This window comes from Psychromonas ossibalaenae ATCC BAA-1528, from assembly GCF_000381745.1.
Lineage (GTDB): Bacteria > Pseudomonadota > Gammaproteobacteria > Enterobacterales > Psychromonadaceae > Psychromonas > Psychromonas ossibalaenae.
Genome location: NZ_KB907016.1, coordinates 22,579 through 38,008, shown reverse-complemented (window position 1 = coordinate 38,008; position 15,430 = coordinate 22,579). Strand labels below are relative to the sequence as shown.

The following is a 15,430-nucleotide window of genomic DNA, read 5'->3' as shown; positions in this document are numbered from 1 at the left end:
GTCATGCCGAGGTATCCCGGATTCAAAAGGACGATATTGACGAAGCCAATCAAGCTTTATATGGCCGAAGTTTTCAATATCCTCCCAGCCTTCAGAGCCAGACATAACGGCACTAATAGCGAGTAAAAGAATATCGAGTAAATTATGTTTCTTACATCGTTCAATACGAGGGTCTGAGATGGAATCGAAGTATTTCAAAAAAGTAGCGCTCATTATTATCACCAAATAGCGAATTGTTAGTATATGGTGATCAGATCGCTAGTTGGAGGAAAAGTTCAATTTATAATGATCTTGCCGTGCTTTAATGAAGAGAAATTTATTTTAATCAGCAAAGCCCTTCGGCATCGTTTTATGTCCTCCATTAACTGACATCTTATTTATAACTGCAGCTTTATCGGGATACTGCTCCAGCAGTTCACAAGCCAGCCCAGCCTCAAAACAACTTCCGGTAAAACCAGGAGCCATAGTACAGCCGAATAAAGCATAACGACCTCCTTCATTAAGACAGCCGGCCTGCCATACACCTGCCGGAATAACATATTGAACATGCTGTCCCTGCATAATATCCAGACCCATGGTTATTTCTTCAGTCCGCCCGTCCGCATAAAACAGATAAAGCGTAAAAGGATCACCGCCATATACGTGCCAGATCTCGTCATAATCAAGCTTATGGAAACACGACAAACTTTCAGGCTCATTAGCATAAAGCCCGATCATCGCAGTTCCAGAAGGTCCCTGCTCCACTGATGTCGGAGCTCCTCGCCAGGTGCTTTTAAACAATGTTCCTTCAACAGGCAGTCTGGTAAAACGGTAATGACGCAGTACAGCTGCGGTATCAGGGTGCACAGGTTTGTGGTTAAAGCATTTTAAGTCAACAACATCAATAACCGCATCTATATTTAAAGGACCGTATAAATGCGGAAACAGCTGCTGTTTAGGAAAATCATCGGGTAAGCTGCCGCTTGGTGCTTCAAAAAGAAGTTCAGAGCGCAGCAGGCTGACATCAACAACTAACAGCTTGAGATCCTGCTGATTCGGGTAAAAAGCTTCCACTACTGCATCAACCTGACTGCTGCTGCAGAAATGGATAAATCCCTCGGCGCTTAAGCTCGGATCACTATACGACGTTTCCTGAAGAATGCCGGCAAGCTGACTTTCTAGAGCGATATAAAAAATACAAGTTTCTGCTGACTGCTTCATATTACTTCCTAAATAATGTTTGGATAAAACTTCTTTGCACTAAGGTTTAATATGTCATTACTCTATGTGCATCAAATGTCCACTGTGATAAATCAATTAAAGTACCGATCCGGATACCTTCAATCAGGCTTTACTCTGTTACCCCGCGATCCTCACAGCAGGTCCTGCACAGCTTGATACCTGTTCCCTGCGCCAGCAGTATCTCTAACATCTGCTCAATATTATAACCTTCTGACGGGCGTTGATTGTGCGGTGCGGCAGTCACCGCGTCGGACATCAAAAAGAGTTTAAGTCTCACATTTCCTTCATGCTGCTCTTTAATATTTAATGCCAAACTCAGCGCATTGAATGTTTTTTCAGAACCGTAAGGCCCATCATATTAAATCAAAATCAAAACCAGCCGTCTTGTCTTATCTCAAAAAAGTAAATGAGACTTTAATTAAAAATTATACGTTTCGTAAAAACAGCCTGTGGTAAATCACAGAGTCTTAATATCGGCCTTAAAACAACCATAAAAAGCTCGATAAACAAGCAAATAAATGCGCGAACGAACATTTGCGATATAGATCACTTAATAAATTATTTTTGTTAGCCATAATCATAAGTAGTTAACTGGGCAGACTAATTGGATGAATTATGGGACATATAAGCCGTTTTGAAACAGAAGTTTTAATTATCGGTGGCGGTGCGACCGGTACAAGTATTATGCGCGATTGCGCATTACGCGGTATAAAATGTATGCTGCTGGATAAAAATGATATTGCATCGGGAACAACGGGCCGTAATCACGGCCTGCTGCATTCAGGTGCACGCTATGCGGTCACTGATTCTGAGTCTGCCCATGAATGTATTCAAGAAAATAAAATCCTCAGAAAAATAGCCAGTCATTGTGTCGATCAGACCGACGGCTTATTTATCACCCTGCCTGAAGATGACCTGAGTTTTCAAAGTACCTTTATACACGCATGCACCAGTGTAGGCATAGACACACAAAAACTTACACCTGAAGAGGCGCTCAAGTTAGAGCCGAATGTAAACCCAAGTTTATTAGGTGCGGTCAAAGTACCCGACGGCACATTAGATCCTTTTCGTTTATGCGCATCAAATGTATTAGATGCTAAACAACACGGCGCACAGATTTTTACCTACTCCATTGTGCAGTCATTTATCCGGGTCGGTGAACGTATTATCGGCGCCTCCTGCCTTAATGTGCGCACTAATGAAAAATTTGAAATATTTGCAAATGAAGTGATTAATGCAGCCGGTATCTGGGGGAAAAACATCTGCCAGTATGCAGAGCTGGATGTGCAGATGTTCCCGGCAAAAGGCTCTCTGCTGGTATTAGAGCACCGCATTAATGATCTGGTCATTAACCGCTGCCGCAAACCCGCAGATGCCGATATTCTGGTGCCGGGTGATTCGATTTCATTAATCGGAACAACCTCAGAAGAAATTGACTACTGCGAAATAGACTCGCTGCGGGTCACAGATCAAGAGGTCAATATATTAATTGAAGAAGGCGCTAAATTAGCACCAATATTAGAACAAACCCGAATTTTACGCGCTTATGCCGGTGTCCGTCCTTTAGTTGATGTAAGCGGCGGCAACGGCCGTAATATCAGCCGCGGCATTGTTTTACTGGACCACGCCAAACGCGATGGATTAACCGGACTGACCAGTATTCTCGGCGGAAAACTGATGACCTGCCGATTAATGGCAGAAATGACCACAGATGTTGTGGCTGAAAAATTAGGTAACAACTCACCTTGTACCACTCACTTACAACCGCTGCCGGGTTCCGTTGAAAGAACGGATAAACAGCCCCGGAAAAAAACAGCGCTAACCTCTAAAGCAGCCGCTTATCGTCATGGCGAAAAAGCGGTGCAGTTATTTGATCAAAGCGCCAAAGGAAAATCCATTGTCTGTGAATGTGAAATGGTTTCCGTGGGTGAAATTGAATATGCCATCAAAAAATTAGATGTCACTAATCTGGTCGATCTAAGAAGACGCACACGCCTCGGTATGGGCTCATGTCAGGGGGAATTATGTACCTACCGCGCTTCTGGACTGTTTTGTGAATACGGGCAATGCAGCGGCCATGATTCGAGCAAACTGCTGATCCATTTTTTAGAGGAAAGGTGGAAGGGCATCAAACCGGTTTTATTTGATGACGCGCTTAGAGAGGCCGAGTTCACTTACTGGATATATGAAGGACTGTTCGGCGCAGCCGATGTCACTCTTCTCGGCACAGCACAAAACGATGAAAAAAAGGAATATTATGAAATTTGACAGCATCATTATCGGCGGCGGTATTGCAGGATATACAGCCGGCCTGCGCTGCCTTGAAGCGGGATTAAAAACGGCAATTATCTCCAACGGTCAAAGTGCCCTGCATTTTTCATCGGGCTCCATTGATCTGCTTTCACATACCCCGACGGGAAAAATTATCCGTAATCCTGAAGCTGTCTTTGAAAAATTTGCCCGGGAGTTTCCAGATCATCCCTACAGTAAAGTCGGCAAAGAGATACTTTTCGAATCACTTGACTGGTATAAAAAAATATTATCTTCAGCCGGTATTCCTTTAACTCACCAGGAAAACGGCGATAATCATTTCCGTATCACACCGCTGGGCACATTAAAATCAACCTGGATGTCACAACCTTATATTTATCAGCTGCCCGTTAGACTTGAAGAGCATAAAGTGCAGCGCATTATTGTTGTGCAGATTGATAATTTTAGAGATTTTAATTCTAAAATGGTGACCGACAATTTAAATCAGATCCCGGAGTTTAAAGACATTAAAATAAAAAATGCTTCGGTTTCAATTGACGGATTTTCCGGATTAAAAAGAAATCCATGTGAATTACGCTCAATTGATATCGCCCGTATTTTAAGTGATGAGCATGAAGTCAGATCATTCGCCGATAAATTAAAAAAAATCGCATCACCTGACGATATCCTGATTTTACCTGCCGTTACCGGCAATGGCGACGGACTGGCAGTACTCAATAAACTGCATGAATTAACCGGCTTAACCATCCACGAAGTACCGACTATGCCCCCCTCTTTGCTGGGTATTCGCCTTGAAGAGGCAATGAGCAGACTGTTTATCAATAACGGCGGTTCGCTGTTAAAAGGCGATCAGGTGACTAAAGGTGAAATGGCAGAAGAAGGTGGAACACTGCACCTTAAAAGCATCTATACGCGCAACTTTAAAGAGATGCCGTTAACCGCCGCTAATTTCATTCTGGCGTCCGGCAGCTTTTTCAGTAAAGGTTTTAAAGCTCATTACAACCAGATTAAAGAGCCTGTTTTTGATTTAGATTTAAGTAATATTGAGGACAGAAAATCATGGCATCAGGAGCAGTTTTTTTCACAAAAATCCCATCCGTTTTTATCCATAGGCATTAAAACTAACGCGACATTCAATCCGATGCACAAAGGGGTTGTGGTTAATAATCTGTTCTGCACGGGATCAAGTCTCGCAGGCTATGATCCGATAGCACAGGGGTGCGGCAGCGGTGTTGCCATCAGCACCGGCTATTACTCGGTAAACCAGATGCTTAATAACAGCGGAGTGAACAGATGAATATCGCGCAAAACAGTTTTGAAAAATGCATTAAATGTACTATTTGTACCGTGTACTGCCCCGTTGCAAAAGCTAACCCGAATTATCCGGGCCCTAAAGAGTGCGGGCCTGACGGCGCACGCCTGCGTATAAAAAGTCTGGATTATTATGATCAGGCATTAAAACTGTGCACCAACTGCAAACGCTGTGAAACCGCCTGCCCATCGAACGTTAATGTGGGTGATATTATCGCCGTTGCCAGAGGAAAGTTTGAAAAGAAAGTTATTAATCCTAAGTTGATGAGAGATTTCATTTTAAGCCAGACGGACCTGTTCGGCACACTATCGACCCCCTTTGCGCCTATTGTTAATAAAATAACCGATTCACAAATCATTAAAACAGTGATGCATAAAACCATAGGCATTGATAAGCATAAAGCGCTGCCCAAATATTCACTAGGTACCTTTAGAAACTGGTTCAAAAAGAATGCCCCGGATCAGGAACAATACCCGCGTCAGGTCAGTTATTTCCACGGCTGTTACGTTAATTATAATGATCCGGATCTGGGTAAAGATCTGCTCAAAGTATTAAATGCCATGAATATCGGGCTTAAATTATTAAACAAAGAAAAATGCTGCGGCGTACCGTTAATTGCCAACGGATTTCACGATAAAGCACGTAAGAATGCACGTTTTAATGTAAAAAATATGACCGAGGCAGTCGAGAAGTTTAATACGCCGATTTTATCGACCTCTTCCACCTGTTCATTTACCTTAAAACAGGAATACCCGCATGTGCTGGATGTAGATAACAGTCAAGTCGTGGATAAAATTGAATATATCACCTCATTTTTGCTGCGTGAGTTTATGAACGGCAACGCACCAAAACTCAAAGAGATAAACAAAACCATTGTTTACCATACCCCCTGCCATTTAGAACGAAGCGGTCTGGCTATTTTTACCATTGAGCTGCTGCGGGCCATTCCCGGTTTAAAAGTCATTGTTCTGGAGAGCGAATGCTGCGGTCTTGCCGGCACCTATGGTTTTAAAAAAGAGAACTACGATGTATCCATGAAGATCGGTAAACATCTCTTTGAGACAATCAAAAATTCAGATGCTGATTATGCAATTACCGACTGTGAAACATGCAAATGGCAGATAGAGGAAAACACTCACTTAAAAACGATTCACCCGATTAACTTATTAGCGCAAGGTTTAACTGTGTAAATCTAATAAACGGCACCGTACTGCTGAACGCAGTACGGTCGACTAGTTATCAATCCCCCATTCTTACTGGAATGCGCTGCCGTCCAAATTCCTCTTTAGGCCCGGCAAAGCATCCTGCTAATAGATGCCCGCAGTGTAAACAATGCCCAGATTGATCAATATTATACAAGCCCAGCTGATACCAGTCCCTTTCAATCACCAGGCTGCCACAGTTTGGACAATAGGTACTGTCTGACTCGCTGTCATGTACATTACCGCAGTACACATAGTGCAGTCCGTAACTCAGAGCAATCTTTCTTGCCCGCAGCAGCGCTGCCAGCGGCGTGCAGGGTTTATCCTTCATCTTAAAATCCGGATGAAAAGCACTAAAATGCAGAGGTACATCCGCGCCGAGGTTTTCAGCTATCCACAAACACATCTGATGTAATTCCTGGGAGCTGTCATTTTCACCGGGGATCAGCAGGGTGGTAATTTCAAACCAGACATTAGTCTGATGCTTAAGATACAGCAGAGTATCAAGAACCGGCTGCAGCTGACCGTGGCATATTTTATGGTAAAAGTCCTCAGTAAAGCCTTTTAAATCAATATTAGCAGCATCCATGTGGCGATAAAACTCGATTCTGGGCTGCTCACACATATAACCGGCACTCACTGCAACACTCTTAAGCCCTAATGCTTTAGCTGCCAGGGCTGCATCAACCGCATACTCCATAAAGATCACCGGATCGTTATAGGTAAAAGCCAGGCTTCTACAGCCTTGATTTTTAGCAGCCAGCGCCAGCTGCTGCGGCATCGCGCTGTCACAAAGCGTATCAACCTGACGGGATTTACTGATCTCCCAGTTCTGGCAGAATTGACAGGTAAGGTTGCAGCCGGCGGTACCGAACGACATCACCCGTGAACCGGGGTAGAAATGATTCAACGGCTTTTTCTCAATAGGATCGATACAAAAACCCGATGAACGTCCGTAACTGGTGAGCACGATTTTTCCGTGATGATTCATACGCACATAACAGGTCCCACGCTTACCTTCACGCAGATGACAATGACGGGGACAGACATCACAGCTAACCAGGTCGTCATGGCTTTTATGCCAGAAACGGGTAGGAAAAAACTCAACCGGCAGCTTATTCATTTTCACATCCCCAAATATCATATATATCTAGAGTATAGCTAACCTGGACAGCAGGCCATATTTTCAGCAGTAGACAAGTCAGCAGGGAACGGCGTATAAGAGACAGTCCGACAGCGCAATATCGGCACGGTTGGTTATCATAAACAGGTGCAGTGAGACGGCAGGAAACAGCTGTCTATTACGGCAGGTAAACAGATCTGCTAAATGATCCTTACCCTGCGCTCCTTTGACGGTAAAGATATTCATCCCTCTATCTCCCAGCCAGCCCAGTGGCCTGTCCGCCCCCCACACCCCGAAGTTATGCGAATCTATATCCAGCGGCAGAGTCAGATCCGCCTGCGGGCAGGGACTGTCGGCATAAGCGAGTTTGGTATCAGCTTTTAATTCTAACCTTAAAGGATTGTTCAGCCATACAGGTGATTCGGCTTCCCCTTTCAATTCTGATATTTCCGCACGAAATATGCGGTGCAGTCCCGTATAGGCAATTTCATGTGACATTTCATTAGCAGCGCCGCCGCATTCTATGGTGACATTAGGACAGTTAAAATCCTGCTCGAACAAGGCACCGACTTTAATTGTAGAATGAATAATAAACGGACTGAATAACAGGCATAAAGAAGCATGCCGCCTGTCCTGCACATGCGACACGCTGAATGCAGGGCTTTCACCTGAGGTATTATGCATATCCATCAACAGCTCAGGCCGCTTGCCGCGGATAAATTCTTTAATATACAGCGCTAATGCGCCCTGCTGATCACTAATGTTAATATCGGAAAAACAACGATTCAGATCCCTATGCTCCGGCAGCATTCGAAAATAAAATAACGGCTCAGCGGTTGCTGCGCGGACAGATGCCACAAAAACATAAGTATCACAAATCGGCTGTGTCTGATTAGTAATTAAACGCTGCAGTGCATAAACGCCGGAAGGTTCATTACCGTGGAGCAGAGTTGTAATTATGCGGCAGGGCCGCTGTGAATCTTTGCCTTTAAATAAAATCAGCGCAGAATAACGCTTGAACTGCGAGAGAAAGTCAGCAATATCTCCCTCTCCGTTAAGCTCACGGCTGTCGTAAATCCCCACCTGCAGCTGCTGTGAATGTGTATTCATTTATTTAAATCCCAGTCGCTGACAGCGATATTGTTATCTTGAAAAAGACGATATTTGGCAAACATCAGGTGCAGAGCGTCATGGCGAGTTTCTGACTTTTCATATTCAGCCGTCATTTGACGCTGCCAGCGGGCACCGCTGGTATTAGCTTCAATCCGCTGCTGGAAAAGATTGAGATGAGAACTGATTTCCACCTCGTTTAGACCTATTTTCTGCAGCCCCAGTTTAGCGTAGGGCATTAAACGGCTTAAAATATAAGCAGGGCTTGTTTCTATCAGTCTGTTATTTTTAGGATCCGGCCAGATTAATTTTGCATCTATGCCGCTCTGCGCCGCCCGGTAAAAATTATATTTCGCATGTTTAAACGGCAGACGCGCAATCAGCTGTTCAATATTATCTTCTAAGCCGTAAGCCAGACCGGTTAAAACCGCTGAATTTGCCATCATATCTGCCACGGTAGGGCCTGCCGGCAGCGTACGGGCTTCAATTCTGACATGCCCATTATTATGATAATCGTAAATGCCGCGATTCCAGCTCCATACAGTGCCCTGATGAAGCATTAACTCATCGAATCGTGGAGGTTGTCCTTTTGCCCAGACAGCTGCAGCATCCTGTGCAAATCCCTGGGTAAATAGAGGAGAATATAAACTAACATTTTCCGCAAAAAGTTCATGCAGACCATGACGGTTCCAGCCTGACCCGTAATTCACCCGCGGCGGTTCACGCCACTGATGCTGATGAACACGCGTATCTGTTGACTGCTTAAACAGCGCAATACGGGTTTCATCCCACAAAAAATGCCCGAGCAGACAAGGCGAGTTAGCCGCATAGGCCAGAACAGCAGGGCTGACCAGCTGCACTGCATTATAGACATTAGCAAAACGCGCAGGCGACACCCTTAAATGCAGCTGCAGTGATGTACCCGCCCCTTCGTAGGCAATAGTATCTGTCTCTACTGCAAAAGGGTTTTCACCGTCAATCTGCAGTTTAAACTGACTGCCTCGACGCGCAGACAACTCACTGGCAAAAAATTTATAGCGGTAATTGTCAGAAACAACGCTTTTACATAAATCCTGCTGCCGTAGTGTCGGCAGAATGCCGATAGCCACCAGCTCAGCACTGTTTTTTTGCGCGGCTTGATTAACCGCCTTAAGGATTGACAGGATCTCATTACCGATACTTGTAAAAGGGGTTCCCGAAGCCGGCACCGGTGTTAAATTTAATTCCAGATTATAGCGGTTTAACTCTAGTGTTAAACGTGGATCCTGACACGAATCCAGAAGTTCATGATTCAAGTATTGAGCAATACCGTCACGGTTGACGATATTCGTTTCAAGTTCAGCCCCCAGAGATAATTCACCTTCACCAAATCCAGACGTATTCAATACCTGATGCAGAATATCAAGCTGCGATATCAGGCGTTTATTGAAACTGTCAATGTCGAGTTTCCCGCAGCGGCTCAAAATTTATCTCCCGGTCGTTTCCTTATATATATAGTACAAAATAGCCAGTTATTTAATTTCAGGGCACACTTAAATCAGCTGTAGTTAACTCTGTTTCACCAGAAACCCTGTTAAAGCAGAATGCAGAAGCAGAGGCTGCTCAACGGGCAGCGCATGGCGACAGTCGGCAATAACCACAAGCTGTGCATTGCTTAGTTTTTCTGTGTACGCAGCCTTGACCGCCACTGGTGTATAATCCTGATCCGAGGTTATAATCAGCACGGGACAGTCAATCTCTGCAAGCCGAGCAGTGACGCTCCAACCGATCATCGCTTTTAACGCGGCCAGGTAAGCCTGCTGGTCATTTTCAGCCCACCGTGCAGTAAAAGTTCGACGCAGCTTTTCCTGTTGAGGTTTTATAAACAGACGCCGACTCAATATTTGCCCCGTTTTACGCATACCGAATAAAGACACAATCAGCAGTCTCAAATATATTTCTAGACGCTCCTTAAAGGTATGCGCGACCAACTCTGGAACAGCATTTATAACAGTCAGAGTCCTAACTAACTGCGGCGCGTCTATAGCAAGCTGAAAAGCGATACAACCGCCTAAGGACAAGCCGACTACATGAGCCTTTTCAACGCCCAGCCCCTGCATCAGTCCGATGCAGTCTGCAGCAAGCATCGACATAGTATAGGGGCCGGCGGGTTTATCAGATCGTCCATGGCCTCGTAAATCAAAGGTGATAACCTGATATGATCTGGAAAACTCCTCAATCTGCAGTTCCCAGTCACAAGTACTGGATCCCAAGCCATGAATAAACAGCAGCGGCTGCCCTGCTCCATGGATTTCGTAATAAAGGTTAATTCCATTCGAGTGCAGTTTAGGCATTACAAGTTTCCTGGCAACTTAAGTAAAAATCAACGCTTCCAACAGACGCTAACTGCTGAATATACCCTACCTAAAATAATAGATAACAACGGGAAACAAACAAAAAATATCAGGCTGAGCTGCAGTACGGCCCCCCTGGCGAACTCACCAGGTAAATCAGCAATACATGGCCCCGTCGACAGGGTTGTTGCAGCGCAATAATCCTGCGGATCTTGCGGTGCTTCAACACCAATAAAATAATACACATACAAATTAAGGAGCGTCAGCAGTAACAATAAAAAAAACTGGTTTCTTAACAGTTTTTTCGGCATTTTGAATTCCCTAAATACAAGTTAGATAAACAATAAGTCTGCCATTATCGCGAAACTTTTCTTTGCCTGACGGAATACAAACGATAGGAGACAGCCAGCATAAAACAGATTCCCGCAGGAAAAATTAACGCCATAAACTGAAAGCTCTGAAACAGGTAAGCCCCGACTGCACCACCGAGTATAAACCCGAGCAGAATAAGACAGAATAATATACATTTTCTTTTATCAAACGCCTCCCCACGAAGTGCTCCGCCTAACATAATACCTAGATCCGTAAAAATTCCAGTTACATGCGTCGTCCTCACCACTGCACCGCTGTAGCGGGTCGCCAACGCATTTTGTAGTCCACAGGCTGCCGATGCCAAATAGTGTCCAAGCGGTGCATGCTTATCTAAGAAAAAAATAGCAACCAGCAGAAGTAGACCTTCAATCACCAGCAAAAGATCATAGTTTCGTCCCAGCTTGACTGATTCACTGGAAATAAAATATCCGGAAAGCGCAGAGCCTAATAAGAAGCTAAACAAAATCCCGCTAAGGTGGGGCAGGCTACTGGAAAATGAAAACAACTCTGCTCCTATCATGGTTGTTGTTCCTGATAAATGCGAAACAGACTGATGCTGAAAACCAAGCAGGCCTACCGCATTTACAGTACCGGCTAATAATGCCAGGGTAAACGCGCCGTACTCGACCCAGCGGGGTAATTTTCTTAACAATTTATATTCCTGAAATAATTACAAATGCCACGACCGCAAGTGGCTGTTACTTTAATGGTTTTAACAATTGCTGAATAACACTCTTTAAACTGATAAATACAATCACTACTGCTAAAGCAGGCAGGGCAAACCACATACCAATATGTATGCTCGGCTGTAACTGAAATCCCCATTTCACCAGACTAAAGAGCAGTGCTTCAGCGCCGGCTACGGCAGCAGCCCCGGCAGCGGCCGCCATCACACCATATTCACTCCATAACGTCTGACTGATAGACTTTCTGCTTGCTCCTAATGTACGGTACAAGGTTATTTCATTTTGACGCTGTTTCAAACTTAAGCGCAGCAGGGTAAAAATCAGTAATATACCGCTGATCACCCCTAGCCCGCCTAACACACTTAATGACCAGGTAATCTGTACCAGCATGCTTTGAATTTTCTCTCCCATCGTACGAAAATCTAATAAAGTCACCGTCGGATAATCCCGTGCAAGCTGATTCAAGACAGGGATCTGTTTTTCATCTATACGAAAACTGACCAGCCAGGTTGCCGGCATCTGCTCAATCATATCTTTACTAAAAATGAAATAGAAGTTGGGTTTCATGCTTTGCCACTGTACGCTGCGAATGGAATTTACCCGAGCGCTGAACAGCTGGCTATTAACCGAAAAACTTAATTTATCTCCTACGGAAACCCCCAGATCAGCAGCCAGAGTGGCCTCGATAGAAACGGAATTTTTCGGAGTCCATTTCCCGGCAGTAATATCATTATAAACGGGCAGTTTTTCTGCCCAGGTAAAGTTAATTTCGCGGCGCAAGGCATGCACATCCGGATCGTTTTCAGCAGCTTTATCTTTAGCATTAAGATCATTTATATGAGTCAGACGCCCGCGAATAATAGGATAGGCATCCGATCTTTCTATGCTGTTATTATCCAGTTCCTGCAGATACTGCTGCTGTTCTTCTGGAGCAATATTAATCGCAAAAACATTAGCAGCATCTGGCGGCAGCGTCTGCTGCCAGTCCCCCAGCAGATCCGCGCGTACCAGCCAGATAACCGCCAGCAGCATTAATGATCCTGATAATGCAGCCAGCTGCATCATACTGGTTTGCGGGGAGCGTTTAATACGGCTTAATGCCAGTTTCATGGCGGCCCCCCATTTTCCACGGCTAAGCAGATGCAACAGGGCATAACTGATGCCGGCAAGCACTAAAAATAACAGAATCAGCCCCAGGCAGACCATCCACACTAATGCACTGCCGCCATAAAACAGTAAAAAAGCAGCCGCCGGAGCAGATGCCAGCCACCAGTGTTTTTTAGAAGCCTTGCCGGCCTGCTTCTGTAGTACCGCTATCGCCGGCGTATCCAGCAGACGCAGTAGCGGAATCCCCAAAGCCGGCAGACCGATCAGCAGCGAAACTGAGCAGCCAAAAGCAAAAGGTTTCCAACCGTAACCCGGTAGCACATCAGGTAGAATGCCCTGCAGAGGCAGGCGCAATAATAATTCTAAAGCAATACCAAACAGGGAACCGAAAAATAAGCTGCAGAGAAACATAATAGCAGCTTGTGAGAATAACCAGCTGCGCAGCCAGCTTCTGCCTGCGCCCATACTTTTAAGCATTGCCACTGATTCGGCTCGACTGGCCGCATAATGACGACAGGTCAGCACCAGAGTGACCGATGCCATTAATATCACCATTAAAATAGTAAGAGATAAGTACTGCTTGGCTTTAATAATTAAATCTGCGCTTCTGCCTTGATTTTTCTCACTGATCCAGGAGTCGCCTGTCTGTGCTTGATGATCCTGCTGAAGCTGCGTCAACGCGTCATTTTCACCATTAAAAAAGATACGGTACTGCACCCGGCTGCCTAACTGCACCGCACCGGTTTTATCCAGATCAGAATAATGGATAAATACGCTGGGCATGGTTCTAAAAGGGTTATAAGCCAGTTCCGGCTGCGCTTCAATTCTCCCGGAAACCTGCAGATCCGCATCACCAACCGCAACAATATCGCCTACTTTTACATCTAATAAAGAAAACAGACGTTCAGCAAGCCACAATTCACCAGGCTGCACGCTGCTTTTTTGTAAACCTGCAGCTCCGGTTAAGACTAAATCACCGCGAAGCGGATAACTGCTCTGCACCGCTTTAGCACTGACCAGCTGCATATTGTTATCGCTGAATGCCATAGTCTGAAAGCGGATCTGCCGCGACACACTTAGCTCTAAGTCCTGCGCATCTGACAACAGCAGTTGTGGAACCGGGTTCGCAGAATGAAATACCAGATCAGCTGCCATCATGGAGCGTCCCTGATCTGTCATTACTTTTTCAACACGAACAGCTAATGCTGATAACGCGACCACGCAGGCAACAATCAAAGTAAGTGCAGCGGTCACCGGCCACAGCTGTCCCGACCAGATTTCCCGCCAGCTCCAGCGGAAAACCATTTTATAACCAGTAGAGGGGTTTATGTTTTTCACTGCTGCTCCACTAATCGGCCGGCATCGATAGTCAGAAGACGTTCACAGCGTCCTGCCAGCACCGTATCATGAGTAATCAAAACCAGCGTTGTGCCGTGATCCCGGTTCATTGCAAACAGCAGATCGATGATATTTTCTGCGGTATGCTGATCCAGGTTACCTGTAGGCTCGTCAGCAAATAAAATTTCCGGCTGAGTCATAAACGCACGAGCTAATGCCACGCGCTGCTGCTCACCGCCCGACAACTGCGCCGGCAGATGTGTTTCCCGCCCGGATAAACCCACTGACTGCAGCAGCCGGCGTGCTTTAGCCGTATCCTCCCCATCACCACGTAAAACAGCCGGTAAGGTGACATTTTCCAGTGCGTTTAATGACGGAATTAATAAGAAGTTCTGAAAAACAAAACCAATTGATTCACTGCGGATCTTAGCGCGCTGCTCTTCATCTAATAAAGATAACGGCTGCCCCAGCAGTTCAATTTCACCTGAACTGGGAATATCTAATCCAGCCAATAATGTCATTAAGGTTGATTTACCTGCCCCTGATGTGCCAATAATAGCGATAGTTTCACCAGATGAGATTTCAAATGAGATATCTTCTAAAATTGATAGCTCTGTTTCATTTGAAAGAACCGATTTAGCCACTGAGCTTGCTTTTATAATGGACTTTGACATGACAAAAATATTATCCTTTATTTTTATTCTGCTGTTTCCGGCCCTGGCAAACAGCACAACACTTATGATTCTAGGTGACAGCCTGAGCGCTGGTTATAATATGCCTATTGAACAGAGCTGGCCATCTTTGCTGAACGAGCAGCTGGATAAGCATAATAAATCCAGGGATGTGATTAACGCCAGTATTTCAGGCGATACAAGCGGCAACGGTTTAGCACGTTTACCAGACTTACTGGCACAGCATAAACCGGCCTCGGTATTAATTGAGCTAGGCGCAAATGACGGCTTACGCGGTTTTTCCCCGGCGGCTGTTACGGCAAATATAGAAAAGATGATTATGCTGATCAAAGCACAAAATGCACAGGTCATTCTAATGCAGATCGAAGTCCCGCCTAACTACGGAAAAAGATACTCGCAGGCGTTCAGCTCACTTTACCCTAAATTGAGCGAAAAACACGCAGTTCCTTTACTCCCGTTTTTTCTCGAACAGGTGATTTTAAAACCGCAATGGATGATGAAAGACGGCCTGCATCCGACCGTGCAGGCGCAGCCCTGGATAGCTCAATTTATGGCAAAAGAATTAACCCCTTACCTGAAATGATAAACAGCAAGGTGACATTCTAATTCATTGATTATACAGGTTAATTATTTACTTCAAAAATTTTTCATTTTATTACCGCG

Annotated in this window: 14 protein-coding genes and 1 pseudogene; 4 read left to right on the top strand and 11 right to left on the bottom strand. The window is 45.0% G+C overall.

The genetic code is table 11. From position 1 onward, the window contains the following. The 3 genes and pseudogenes from G327_RS26615 to G327_RS25715 all read right to left on the bottom strand — a co-directional run. A partial coding sequence (locus tag G327_RS26615) for a transposase family protein (protein ID WP_019616383.1) occupies positions 1 to 213 on the bottom strand: 213 nt, incomplete at its 3' end. Between the two features lie 108 nt (positions 214 to 321). Then, entirely contained in the window at positions 322 to 1,200 is an 879-nt protein-coding gene (locus tag G327_RS26225) for a cupin domain-containing protein (RefSeq protein ID WP_019616382.1), read from the bottom strand. Between the two features lie 130 nt (positions 1,201 to 1,330). Beyond that, positions 1,331 to 1,564 (bottom strand): annotated as a pseudogene (locus tag G327_RS25715) (DsrE family protein); the annotation flags it as partial. A 272-nt stretch (positions 1,565 to 1,836) separates the two neighbouring features. Here G327_RS25715 and glpA point away from each other — a divergent pair. Genes glpA through glpC form a run of 3 tightly spaced genes read left to right on the top strand, consistent with a single transcriptional unit; the run spans position 1,837 to position 5,994 of the window. Then, a complete protein-coding gene (gene glpA, locus G327_RS0118920) occupies positions 1,837 to 3,489 on the top strand; it encodes an anaerobic glycerol-3-phosphate dehydrogenase subunit A (RefSeq protein WP_019616380.1) in 1,653 nt (550 codons plus the stop codon). Further along, complete coding sequence (glpB, locus tag G327_RS0118915; RefSeq protein WP_019616379.1) at positions 3,479 to 4,789, top strand: glycerol-3-phosphate dehydrogenase subunit GlpB; 1,311 nt, start codon at positions 3,479 to 3,481, stop codon at positions 4,787 to 4,789. Before glpA ends, glpB begins: the two co-directional genes overlap by 11 nt. Further along, complete coding sequence (gene glpC, locus G327_RS0118910) at positions 4,786 to 5,994, top strand: anaerobic glycerol-3-phosphate dehydrogenase subunit GlpC (protein ID WP_019616378.1); 1,209 nt, start codon at positions 4,786 to 4,788, stop codon at positions 5,992 to 5,994. Before glpB ends, glpC begins: the two co-directional genes overlap by 4 nt. A 49-nt stretch (positions 5,995 to 6,043) precedes the next feature. Here glpC and amrS read toward each other — a convergent pair whose 3' ends face one another. From amrS to G327_RS0118870, 8 genes are all read right to left on the bottom strand, one after another. Beyond that, positions 6,044 to 7,129 (bottom strand): AmmeMemoRadiSam system radical SAM enzyme, encoded by a 1,086-nt coding sequence (amrS, locus tag G327_RS0118905; RefSeq protein WP_019616377.1) that lies wholly within the window; start codon positions 7,127 to 7,129, stop codon positions 6,044 to 6,046. A 78-nt stretch (positions 7,130 to 7,207) separates the two neighbouring features. Further along, the gene (locus tag G327_RS0118900) at positions 7,208 to 8,239 is read right to left on the bottom strand and encodes a M14 family metallopeptidase (RefSeq protein ID WP_019616376.1); all 1,032 of its coding nucleotides are present in this window, start codon (positions 8,237 to 8,239) and stop codon (positions 7,208 to 7,210) included. After that, positions 8,236 to 9,702 carry a glutamate-cysteine ligase family protein gene (locus tag G327_RS0118895; protein WP_019616375.1) on the bottom strand — a complete coding sequence of 489 codons (1,467 nt, stop codon included), beginning with the start codon at positions 9,700 to 9,702 and terminating at the stop codon, positions 8,236 to 8,238. Before G327_RS0118895 ends, G327_RS0118900 begins: the two co-directional genes overlap by 4 nt. Positions 9,703 to 9,786: 84 nt before the next feature. Further along, positions 9,787 to 10,572, bottom strand: coding sequence for an alpha/beta fold hydrolase (locus G327_RS0118890; protein WP_019616374.1), 786 nt, complete (start codon positions 10,570 to 10,572; stop codon positions 9,787 to 9,789). A gap of 29 nt (positions 10,573 to 10,601) precedes the next feature. Next, the gene (locus tag G327_RS0118885) at positions 10,602 to 10,883 is read right to left on the bottom strand and encodes a hypothetical protein (protein ID WP_019616373.1); all 282 of its coding nucleotides are present in this window, start codon (positions 10,881 to 10,883) and stop codon (positions 10,602 to 10,604) included. A gap of 44 nt (positions 10,884 to 10,927) precedes the next feature. Beyond that, positions 10,928 to 11,596: a YoaK family protein gene (locus G327_RS0118880; protein WP_019616372.1), complete on the bottom strand. Its 669-nt coding sequence runs from the start codon at positions 11,594 to 11,596 to the stop codon at positions 10,928 to 10,930. A 46-nt stretch (positions 11,597 to 11,642) separates the two neighbouring features. Beyond that, the gene (locus G327_RS0118875; RefSeq protein ID WP_019616371.1) at positions 11,643 to 14,075 is read right to left on the bottom strand and encodes an ABC transporter permease; all 2,433 of its coding nucleotides are present in this window, start codon (positions 14,073 to 14,075) and stop codon (positions 11,643 to 11,645) included. After that, positions 14,072 to 14,749 carry an ABC transporter ATP-binding protein gene (locus G327_RS0118870; RefSeq protein ID WP_019616370.1) on the bottom strand — a complete coding sequence of 226 codons (678 nt, stop codon included), beginning with the start codon at positions 14,747 to 14,749 and terminating at the stop codon, positions 14,072 to 14,074. The genes G327_RS0118875 and G327_RS0118870 overlap by 4 nt, the downstream gene beginning before the upstream one ends. Between G327_RS0118870 and tesA the strand changes: the two genes are divergently transcribed. Further along, on the top strand, positions 14,748 to 15,350 hold the full coding sequence (gene tesA, locus G327_RS0118865) for a multifunctional acyl-CoA thioesterase I/protease I/lysophospholipase L1 (protein WP_019616369.1): 603 nt from the start codon (positions 14,748 to 14,750) through the stop codon (positions 15,348 to 15,350). The genes G327_RS0118870 and tesA overlap by 2 nt on opposite strands. The last annotated feature ends 80 nt before the right edge of the window (positions 15,351 to 15,430 follow it).

What these genes read in the sequence shown, in the direction of transcription:
- G327_RS0118870 (WP_019616370.1), bottom strand. Translation starts at nt 14,749, where the DNA reads ATGTCAAAGTCCATTATAAAAGCAAGCTCAGTGGCTAAATCGGTTCTT.
- glpC (WP_019616378.1), top strand. Translation starts at nt 4,786, where the DNA reads ATGAATATCGCGCAAAACAGTTTTGAAAAATGCATTAAATGTACTATT.
- glpB (WP_019616379.1), top strand. Translation starts at nt 3,479, where the DNA reads ATGAAATTTGACAGCATCATTATCGGCGGCGGTATTGCAGGATATACA.
- glpA (WP_019616380.1), top strand. Translation starts at nt 1,837, where the DNA reads ATGGGACATATAAGCCGTTTTGAAACAGAAGTTTTAATTATCGGTGGC.
- amrS (WP_019616377.1), bottom strand. Translation starts at nt 7,129, where the DNA reads ATGAATAAGCTGCCGGTTGAGTTTTTTCCTACCCGTTTCTGGCATAAA.
- G327_RS0118900 (WP_019616376.1), bottom strand. Translation starts at nt 8,239, where the DNA reads ATGAATACACATTCACAGCAGCTGCAGGTGGGGATTTACGACAGCCGT.
- G327_RS26225 (WP_019616382.1), bottom strand. Translation starts at nt 1,200, where the DNA reads ATGAAGCAGTCAGCAGAAACTTGTATTTTTTATATCGCTCTAGAAAGT.
- tesA (WP_019616369.1), top strand. Translation starts at nt 14,748, where the DNA reads ATGACAAAAATATTATCCTTTATTTTTATTCTGCTGTTTCCGGCCCTG.
- G327_RS0118885 (WP_019616373.1), bottom strand. Translation starts at nt 10,883, where the DNA reads ATGCCGAAAAAACTGTTAAGAAACCAGTTTTTTTTATTGTTACTGCTG.
- G327_RS0118890 (WP_019616374.1), bottom strand. Translation starts at nt 10,572, where the DNA reads ATGCCTAAACTGCACTCGAATGGAATTAACCTTTATTACGAAATCCAT.